Source organism: Borrelia hispanica CRI (genome assembly GCF_000500065.1).
Lineage (GTDB): Bacteria > Spirochaetota > Spirochaetia > Borreliales > Borreliaceae > Borrelia > Borrelia hispanica.
On the sequence record NZ_AYOU01000014.1, the window covers coordinates 1 to 10224 of the forward strand.

The 10224-nt window shown below is 28.7% G+C and carries 9 protein-coding genes and 2 pseudogenes; 7 read left to right on the forward strand and 4 right to left on the reverse strand.

Features of this window, described 5'->3' with window-relative positions; genetic code table 11:
- Both U880_RS0100340 and U880_RS0100345 read right to left on the reverse strand, forming a co-directional pair.
- Positions 1–305: Mlp family lipoprotein (locus U880_RS0100340; RefSeq protein ID WP_024654322.1), on the reverse strand; the 305-nt coding region annotated here is incomplete at its 3' end.
- Positions 306–471: 166 nt separating this feature from the next.
- Positions 472–1173 carry a hypothetical protein gene (locus U880_RS0100345; RefSeq protein WP_024654321.1) on the reverse strand — a complete coding sequence of 234 codons (702 nt, stop codon included), beginning with the start codon at positions 1171–1173 and terminating at the stop codon, positions 472–474.
- A gap of 152 nt (positions 1174–1325) precedes the next feature.
- Here U880_RS0100345 and U880_RS0100350 point away from each other — a divergent pair, with 152 nt between their 5' ends.
- The 6 genes and pseudogenes from U880_RS0100350 to U880_RS09645 all read left to right on the forward strand — a co-directional run.
- Complete coding sequence (locus U880_RS0100350) at positions 1326–1865, forward strand: DUF603 domain-containing protein (protein WP_024654323.1); 540 nt, start codon at positions 1326–1328, stop codon at positions 1863–1865.
- 11 nt (positions 1866–1876) lie between these two features.
- Positions 1877–3229: a PBSX family phage terminase large subunit gene (locus U880_RS0100355; RefSeq protein ID WP_024654324.1), complete on the forward strand. Its 1353-nt coding sequence runs from the start codon at positions 1877–1879 to the stop codon at positions 3227–3229.
- 41 nt (positions 3230–3270) lie between these two features.
- A complete protein-coding gene (gene bdr / locus U880_RS0100360; protein ID WP_038358526.1) occupies positions 3271–3723 on the forward strand; it encodes a Bdr family repetitive protein in 453 nt (150 codons plus the stop codon).
- Between the two features lie 414 nt (positions 3724–4137).
- Positions 4138–4257 (forward strand): annotated as a pseudogene (locus U880_RS11595) (variable large family protein); the annotation flags it as partial.
- 538 nt (positions 4258–4795) lie between these two features.
- On the forward strand, positions 4796–5827 hold the full coding sequence (locus tag U880_RS0100370; RefSeq protein ID WP_051373837.1) for a variable large family protein: 1032 nt from the start codon (positions 4796–4798) through the stop codon (positions 5825–5827).
- A 116-nt stretch (positions 5828–5943) separates the two neighbouring features.
- Positions 5944–6471 (forward strand): annotated as a pseudogene (locus U880_RS09645) (variable large family protein); the annotation flags it as partial.
- Between the two features lie 83 nt (positions 6472–6554).
- On the opposite strand, the gene U880_RS11600 reads toward U880_RS09645, so the two are convergent.
- Positions 6555–6716 (reverse strand): hypothetical protein, encoded by a 162-nt coding sequence (locus tag U880_RS11600; RefSeq protein WP_235047960.1) that lies wholly within the window; start codon positions 6714–6716, stop codon positions 6555–6557.
- Between the two features lie 71 nt (positions 6717–6787).
- Positions 6788–7231 (reverse strand): hypothetical protein, encoded by a 444-nt coding sequence (locus U880_RS11605; RefSeq protein WP_235047961.1) that lies wholly within the window; start codon positions 7229–7231, stop codon positions 6788–6790.
- A gap of 1245 nt (positions 7232–8476) precedes the next feature.
- Here U880_RS11605 and U880_RS10430 point away from each other — a divergent pair.
- On the forward strand, positions 8477–9784 hold the full coding sequence (locus tag U880_RS10430; protein ID WP_024654328.1) for a variable large family protein: 1308 nt from the start codon (positions 8477–8479) through the stop codon (positions 9782–9784).
- The last annotated feature ends 440 nt before the right edge of the window (positions 9785–10224 follow it).

Consider the following 10224-nt stretch of genomic DNA (forward strand, 5'->3'; position numbering starts at 1 on the left):
TCTCCTGTGCACTTTGCAAGTTCTGATTGAATGTGATCAAGAGCATCTTTTATTTTAGATTCGTCTTCATTTAAAAATTTATTAAATTCAGAGTCGCTACTTAAAGCTTCTTTTAAAAAATCTAGACCTTTGATTTGACTTTCACTTAATTTTTCTCTCAAGTTTTCTTCAGGTGTTTTTTGTGCTTCTACTTGTTGTTCTAAGTCTCTTTTATTTCTGCTCTTAATTCCTTTATTTGTGTTATTATCTTGTTTACAACTGCTCATTAGTAGTAATAAAATCAAGGTGAAATTGGTTATTTCCATATAAAATCTCCTCATTTTAATAGATATTTGTGATTTTAAAATATATAGCGATTATTGTTATGTGGTATGAATTACTTTGATTATTATATAATTAGCAACTACGAAATCGTAGTTGCTAAATGTTTACTTATTTTAAATTAACAATTTATTTTATTATTAATTTTTATTATGACAACATGTTTAATGTATTTGCATAGATTTTACTATTTTTATCTTCAAGTTCGTTTTTTATTGCTTGAAATATTTCTTTATTATTGTCGTATTTTTTAATTATTGTATGTATAAAATGCTCAAAAAATAAGCTTACATAGTTATTAGGGAAACCTGAGTTTGTATTCCCATACAGCTTTCCGTCATAGTGATGATTGTCTTTATATTTATCATGTAAATAATAGTAAAATGCTCCTTCGATGTATTGCATAGTAGTCTGATCATTGTCAAATCTTTTTAGTTTATTATATAATATATGATTATATGCGTAATTAAATGCCTTACTTAATTCTTTTTGTTCTTGTATATGTTTATCATCTAAGATCCAAGAACGAAATTTCTCGTATTTGTTGAATAAATTTTGCAATTCTTGATTTTTATTTTTATCTTGTTTAAGTCTCTTGTAAAATGCTGATCTATCTTTTTTAGATATATTAAGAGCATATATGAATATTTCAAATTTCATTTTTTCTTCAGTAGTTAAAGTTATATGAGCATGTTTTTGGAATTTGCTTTCTAGATCTTGAGGTTTTAATAAGTTATCTTGAGATTTAGTAGTTTGTACAGAGTCAGGCATTCTTTGACATGGGGTTTTATTTGCATTACAATTATATAATAATATAATGCAAAGTATTAATATACTTTTATTTTTATTCATATAATATTCTCCTTATTTATGAATTATAAATGATATTTTTCTTTGGATATATATTTATAAGCTTTTTTGATTGATTTTGTAAAATTATTATTTTGTTATAAAGTTTATGTTAAGCTAAATTAATTTTTGTTAATTTAGAAGGTTGAAGAGATATGAATAAAGTCAAGAAATCATTTGATGATTATATTGTGTATTTTAATGAAGGGAAGCTTAGTGATGCACAGATTAGTAAAGAGATGGGTGTAAGTCGTGTTAATGTATGTAAAATGAGACGTAGATGGGAGTCTAGAGAAAGCAATAATTTAGAAGAACATCCAAAAGTAACAATTAGTGAAGAAACTCTAAATAATGTGTTAATTCGTGCATCAGAACATAGTGCACAATCAAGTAGTATTAAAAGCCAGCTTCATATGGCTAGAAATAGATTGGGATTAAAATTTATTGCGTCATTTATAGTTTATTTAGATTTGGAGTTTAAATCATACAATCAAGAAATAAAGGTGTTAGAGAGCAAAATTGAAAGACTTAAAGAAGAAATTAATAATGAAGATGATCAAGATCTTAATAATAAGCTATGTGAACTTGACGAAGTTAAAAGAGCAAAAGAACTTAAAAAAATGGAATTGTATTACCAAGCTATGCTTAAATTAAAAGCAACTGATTTTGAATCACAAGTTAAATTTAAAATTTAAAGGATTATGTTGTGAATATATATGATCTACCTCTTTTTAAAAAGATGCAAAGAGAATATAAGCGTGAATTTGGGATTGATATTGCGTCTTTTATTAAACCAAAACCAGTAGTTGTTGATTTTAAAAGCTTTGAAAATAAGTTCTTAAATAAAAAACAACTTAAGGTATTAAGTGATATTGAAAAGAATAATCAAAACAAAGTTATTTTATCAGGTGGAATTGCAAGTGGTAAAACATTTTTGGCTTGTTATTTATTCTTAAAAACTTTACTTAAAAATAGGCATCTTTATGGGAAAGATACCAATAATTTTATATTAGGCAACTCACAGAAGGCATTAGAAATTAATGTTACAGGCCAGTTTGAAAAGCTTGCTAATATGCTTAAAATACCTTTTGTTCCTAAATATTCAAATACGTCATATTTTGAAATCGATTCTTTAAGAATTAATTTATATGGTGGAGATAAAATAAGAGACTTTGAAAGATTTAGAGGATCGAATTCTGCTGTTATTTATGTTAATGAAGCAACAACTCTTCATAAAGAGACATTAAAAGAAGCGCTTAAGAGACTAAGAATCAAACCAGAGTTTATTATTTTTGATACTAATCCTGATCATCCAGATCATTATTTTAAAACAGATTATATTGACAATAACACGATATATTCTACATATAATTTTACAACATATGATAATGAGGCAATTTCAAAGGAATTTATAAAGACCCAAGAAGAAATTTATAAAGACTTTCCAACATATAAAGCCAGTGTATTACTAGGAGAATGGGTTGCAAATAATGATGCTATATTTCGTAATATTAATATTATTAAAGACTATGAATTTAAAAGTCCTATAGCTTATTTAGATCCTGCATATAGTAGTGGTGGGGATAATACTTCTCTTTGTGTTTTAGAGAAGGTGTCGGATAAGTATTATGCATTTATATTTCAAGATCAAAAACCAGCTGTTGATCCATATGTTATGAATACAATAAAGGTAATAATGGAGAATTTAAATGTTAATACACTTTATATTGAAGATAGAGATGATATTAAAGGAGCTGGGGCTTTGACACGTGAATATGTTAAACTTCGAGATAATATGCAAAATTACTTTAGAATTGCACCAACAAGACCTAAAACAAATAAACACGCAAGGATTGTTTCTTTATTAACACCATTTACTTATAACAAGATGCATTTATTAGATTATAGTAGTCGTTCTGTATTTCGTGATATTTATTCATATAATGGAGATGGCCGAAGTCATGATGATGCTCTTGATGCATTATCAGCTGCATATTTAATTATGTCTTTAAATTATCGTGATAGAAGTCAACATTTTACTAAATTTACTTTCATTTAACGTATAAATTATTGTATAATAATTACATAAGGAGATTCTTTATGGAGTATATGCAAATGGAACCTGTAATTACGAGGCAGATGGTATTCAATGAGCTTGTAAAAGCTGGTATTAATAGAGAGATTGCGGACGATTTATCTTATAGATACTATAAAAATGAGCTTACTATTAAAGATCTTCAATATTTAGAAAGTAATTTTAACCTTAAACTGGAAATATTAGAGCGTGGCTTAAGATCTGATATTGAAAAAGCTAAAGATGTCCTTGATAACAAAATAGATGCTAAATTTACAGAACTTGATAATAAAATAGATACTAAGTTTACAGAACTTGATAACAAAATAGATATTGTTAGGAAAGATATTGAATTGAACAAAATGGAACTTAATAGTAAATTAAAATTACATGCATGGATGTTTGGAACCATTATTACCATTAATGTAGGAATATTTATAGCATTAATATCTATGCTATATGCATTGTTTATAAAGTAAATTAAATAAGTAAATATCTCTTCTATATAAAGAATAGGTTTAATTTTTTTGCAAATTTTTATAATTTTTGCTATTATTTTTTAGCAAAAATAAATAATTGATCTATAATTATTTTTCGTATATTGAATAAGGTTGTAAAGGTTGGAGAGATAATGAAATACAATTTTAAAATCAATTCTTATGAATGATACAGACATTCAATATTTTTTAGGAATTATATAAATAATGTTGCAGAAGACGTCCTGCACAATGGAATTACTTTAGAAGGCATTTATAGTACTGCTTGCTTTAAGTAATATTGAAGATACGTTAGATAATCTAAAAGTAAAACTTAAAGAAGCACTATTGAATTGTATTATATATATGAGATATGATAGTGGAGTAGGCGAAAGGGAACAATTTGTGGGTTCGATAGCAAATTTAGGAAAAGGATTTTTGGAAGTTTTTGTAAGTTTTGGGGATATGATTACAGGGACATTGGTAATAAAGGCGGAGACTAAAAAAAGTGAAATTGTTGCATATTTTAGTAAAATAGCGATTAGGAATACAGTAGATGAAGGATTAAAAGGGATTAATGAGGTATTAGGAGAAATTAAGCAAGGAGAAAGTGTTGCAGCTAAAGTTATTAAGTAAGTTGAATTAGTATACATTTGAATATAGTTAAAATTATTAGATAAGAATGCTGGAAAGGGAGCAATAAAGCTCTCTTTTTTTGTTTACAGCATGATATATGTCATATGAATCATCATTTTTATATAGATATTTTTATGAATTTTCTTTTATTCATTTATTTATTCATTCATAGCTGTATGCGTTTTATGTTTTTTGTCTTAGTAGTATTAGAAGGAAAGCTAATAAAGTTAAGACGCGAAAAGAGCGAAGAAAGCTAAAAAATAAGAAATAAATAAAAAAAACAAGGAGGCGAAGGAAAGGAATGAAAGAGAAGAAAGAAATAGGAAAGATAGAAGAGTGTATAAGCGAGTATAGAGAGAAGGGAAGAGAGAAGGGAAGAGAGAAGGGAAGAGAGAAGGGAAGTAAAAGAGGATTAAAGGGGATAAGAATAAGAGAAGTAATGATGGTGATGGTGATGATGGTGGTGATGGGATGTAGTAGTGGAGGAGTAAAGGGAGGAGAAGGGGCAGCAGGAGGAGACGGGAGTGGATTAAGTGGAGCAATGATGGAAGTGGGGAGGAGTGCAGAGAATGTTTTTTATGCATTTATAGAGTTAGTGTCGGATGTATTGGGCTTTACTGCAAAAACAACTACAAAGAAAGAGGATGTAGGAGTATATTTTAGCAGCCTAGGTGTGAAACTTGGGAAAGCATCAGAAGAGTTAGAAGAAGTAGCAGAAAAAGCAGCAGATAGTTCTAAATCTCAAGAAATTAGAGGGGCAGTTGATGAGGCTAAGGCTACTTTAAGCAAATTAAAAGGGCATGTAGAATCTTTAGGACAAGTAGGCGATACTAATGTAGTAGGTTATGCAAATAATGTTCAGGGTACAGGAACAGCCCCAGACGATGCTCAGTTAAAAGAAATGTTTAGAGCATTAAAAGGAATAGTTAAGATAGCAACAGATGTGGGTGTTAGGGCATTAGAAGCTGGAGCTACAACATTAACAGTAAATGGAGTAGATAATAAGGATGGAGCTAAGATATTGGCTACAAGTGGTGGTAATCCAGCAGCAACAGATGCAGGTAAAGCCGCAATAATATTAGCAGCAGTAAGTGGAGAGGAAATTTTAAAATCAATAATTGAATCACAAGAAAGTGATGCAGCACTAACAGCTAATGCAGATGAAAATACAACTTCATTGAAATTTGCAAAAGGAGGATCAGATGCTCACCTAGCAGGAGCTAATACTCCAAAAGCAGCAGCAGTAGCAGGGGGAATAGCGCTACGATCATTGGTTAAGACAGGTAAACTAGGAGCAGGAGCGGCAGCTAATAATGCAGGAGGAGAGAAAGAAGTACAAGGAGTAGGAGCAACTGCAGTAAATAAGTTATTAGTAGCAGTAGAGGATATAATTAAAAAGACAGTAAAGAATGTTCTTGAGAAAGCAAAAGAAAAAATAGATGAAGCAAGAAAGCCAAAAACAGCAGAGTAGTAAATAATACAGATATCTGGAATTAGATTATTTAGGAATAAGATTAGAAGGTAAGCTTAGAGATTTATCTAGGTTTACTTCTTTTTTGTTGTAAGGAAAAGAAGGAGGCATGTGTAATAAGGAAGAAAATAAAAAACATAAAAGCTATAATAACTTTATTTTTAATAATAGGATGTAATAGTGGGGTAAAAGATCCAGAGAAAGTGTTTTTGAGTGATATGGTAAATTTAGGGAAAGGATTTTTAGATGTTTTTGTGAGTTTTGGGGATATGGTAAGTGGGACATTGGGGATAAAGGCGGAAACAAAGAAAGAAGATATAGGGAGATATTTTGGTGATATTGAGAATAGTATGCAAACTGTTAAAGTAAAGTTAAGAGAAATTTTAGAAAAGAATGGGAAATATGAGAAAGTTAGGAAGGTAGTTGAGGAGTTTATTAGTGGGACTATAGATAAGATAGCTGAAGGAGTGAAGGAAGCAGCTTTGGGAGCTAGTGGTGGTGTGGGGAGTGCTAAGGCAAATGAAGACGCTAAACCAGCAGAAGTAGCAAGTGTTAAATTTCTGGTGAAAGGAATTTAGGAAATAGTAGAAATTGTTTTAAAAGAGAAGGGAGATGCAAAAGCTGATGTTACTAAAGGTGATAGAATTATCTTTAAATTGAAAACAGGCTACAATTATATATAGCCTGTTTATAAATATATAAAATAATAATTTAATACTACTCCTTCCTAATACAAAGGACCATTCCTATCAATAGCGCTTTTAACTGTCTTAAGAGAATCTTTCATTCGTAAAATTGGAGTTATTATTTCTTTATATGCTTCGTATAGATGAGTTTTTTCTTGGATCTTTGAAATTAAAGATTGCACTTCTGTTTCGAGTTTATCCACTCTTTACTTTGCATGCATTTCCTGTATATATACAAAATTTGTTGCTGTTTTTGCACTTACTTGAATATAGTTTAATAACATTTTAAGATCTCTTTCAAGTTTTTCTTTTGTAAACCCTTTAACCTCTTCTCTAGCTTTGTTTTTGGTAACAATATCCCCAGGATATGAATAATGTATTTTAGTTTGTTTTTCCTGAAATAGTATATAATTGTCATATATTTATCAATTGTATCACTTGCTAAACCTACATTATATCTAACACCTTCCAGATAGGAATTATAACGATTGTTTAGACTTGTTTTTTTTTCGTCATATTCTTCATATTCATCATCTTCCAAGTAATATTTATCATAATCTTCTTTTTCTATTTTATCAGTATATGAAATAGGGCTTGAACCCGAAACATATTTTGGTCTTAAATCAGAGTCTATAGTAAAATCAATTACATTACTTTCAACAGTTGCTTTTAATTCACCACTTTCACCTTTAAAGAATGTTGAAGTTCCATAAATCACATTTTTTCATTCTCATCAGAATCATACATTTTTGGAGCTTCAGTGACTGTACTTTCACTTTTTACATCTTCTTGTTTTTGTTTTTTTTCGTCACCAACTTCATATGTTGTATCTAATAATTTAAAATTTGAACGACCTTTTTCATTAGAAATGACATTATTTCTTTTAAGACTACTGTCAAATCTCTCTTCTTCTTACTACACTATCTTGTTGCAAATCATCCTTAAAGCCGCTATTCATATCATTTAACACTACATTTTTTGTGTAAGATTATCATCACTAATTCTCTTGATACGAGGAGCAGATAGTTTTTTCTTAACAATCTTTTTCTTTTTTTTAGTAGAAATTTTAACAGATTTTTCACTAGCATCTAAAACAGGATCAATCTTATTAAATGAGTCAATAGATTTTTTTGAATTTTATCGTTAAAAATTAAATCACAACTGATAAGACTCAAAAGTAATCTCCAAGCAAAATATTTATTTTTGGTTTTTATTTTTATCTCCTTTAAAATTAATAATAAAAATACAGCAATTTGAATAAAAATCAAGAAAGTATACCTTTATAAAGAGTAACCATTATACTATTTAAATTTTCCTTCATTACTAAAATTTGCTTTTATGCAATCCTTAACGTCTTTTAAGCATTTATTATCAACTTTTTCCTTATGGTAATACATCATGCATTTTCAATAATTTGGGTATAGGTAGTATAAGCAAATCAGCAGCAGAGCAGAGGAGCGTAAAACTAATAAAATACAAAATAAACACTTAAATTATAAAAATAACAATTAACATAATTTTATTTTATTTTTATTTTTTTATTTGACAATTAATATGCACTACTTGTTTATGGTAAATTTCAAAAAAAGCAAAAATACTCATAAGAACATTCCTGTTTGTAGATACTTAAAAAATTTTGAATATGAGACCCAACCAAAGCTAGTATTTAATACTTAATTTTTATATTCTGTCTCAAAGATATCTTTGACCTTTTGAAAGTTGTTTATTTCAGGCTACATTTTTTCTGTTAGGCAATTCAGACGAGAAAGTAAAAAATAATCTGGGTCACATGAATTATCAATAATTTCAGTTCTAAAAAAGATTTTTTTTTGTGAAACTGATATAAAAATTTAAAATTTGTTAAAATGTTTTTTTGAGACAAAATTGAGAAAATATTTTGTTTTTTGAAAAATTCAATATATACTTTCTATTTTAGATATAAATTATTTGAAAGGAGGCTTAGATGAGAAAACCATTAAGTTTATTGGTTATTACTACTTTTTTATTTAACGGATGCTATTTGGATGATAAATTCATAGTCGAGGGTAAAGATATTTTTAGGGGCAAAGGTGCATTAATTTTTAATTCTGTGACCAATAGTATCTTAGGCGATCAAAAAGTTCAGTTACCACAAGAAAAGGATAAGATTGATTCAAATGTTAACAGTCAGGATGATTATCTTGCATCAGGATGGTATAAAGTAAGTGGATTTTTTGGAGGTTTATTTCTTGAAGGTGCACAAGGAGAAGCAAGTAGTGTAAGTAACTTAAATGGATTTGCTGGAGGTGGACTTATGAGAGGTATAGAACAAGAATCAAATAACTTTAGTGTTGATTTTTCTGAGGATTTTTTATCTGGCATGAGTGGACAAAATAGTAGTTTGATTAGTGAAGAGGAATATTATTCAAATAATATTTATTTATTGGAGGACTCTTATAACTCTATATCTGGTTTAAGTGGGCAAAATAGTAGTAGTTTGGTTGATGAAGAGGACTTTGATATAGAAATTAATCCTAATGATAATAGAGGTAAAATAAAGGAATACTTTGGTCAATTAAAAAATAAGTTGGTAACTTTTAATAAAGGAGTTAATAGTGCAAGTATTGACAAAATGATAGCCGCTGTAGGCAAATTAGCTGATGCTACTGGTGATAATAATATTGGTATTGGAGAAATTAGTGATAGCAGTACTAAGTCTTCTGTTATTTCTGATAGAAAAAGTGTTCAAGATATGATTGTAGGAATTAAAACAATAATTGAGATTGCAGAGGAATCTGGTGTAAAGCTTTATGAAAATAAAGATATTTTTGATGATATTCCTGTTATTGCATCAAGTAACACTACTGCAATTGCTGTGCTTAATGGTGGTAGTGGTAAGAGTTTTAATGATGGTGGTGTTGGTGTAGGGGCTGGTTCTGCGCTTGTTACAGAAGTAAATAAAGCAAATGCATGGTCAATGCTTGATAAGATAAAAAATGCTAAGATAGCAAGTGGCATTATTAGCGAAAAGGATTCTAATGATGCAGGAGAGTTGATTACTGGTTATACTAGTGATGATAAAGGTGCTAGTGCAAAAAGTAATGCAGACTTGGCAGCAGCTGTTGCATTGAAGGCAATGAGTAAGAGTGGTAAATTTGCAGCTTATAAGGGTGCCTATAATAATAATGATGATATTGCAAAAGTTCAAGAAGCAGCAGTTAATGCTGTTAAAAAGGTATTAAATGTGCTTGATTCAATTATTACTCAAACATTACAAAGAATAAGTAAATAAATCTTGAGATATTTGGAATTAAATCTTTATATAAAGATGGAAATTTATGTGAGAAGTGTTTTGAAAAAACGCTTCTCACTTTTTATAGCGGTATATATACTTTTTAATCATTATATAAAAATAATAACAAAGTATTTTTGGTAATAAAACTGATTTTAGAAATAAAGGAGTATATTCTGGTTTCGTAGTAGTATTGATCTGAAACAAGTTTTACTCTTTTTATTTGAATGACTTTCTAACTATATGTTGACATTGATAATTTACAGACAATTGCAACTGTTATGTCTAATATTGGTAATTAAGTTGAAGGAATGTTTACTAGCAAAAATTCAGCAATTAAACGTGGTGAGGTTTGTTCTTTAATTAATATGGGATATTTAAAAAATTAAAAGTATTTATGATAAAAAATGTATTGCCAATAATGGTTTTATTTACTATAA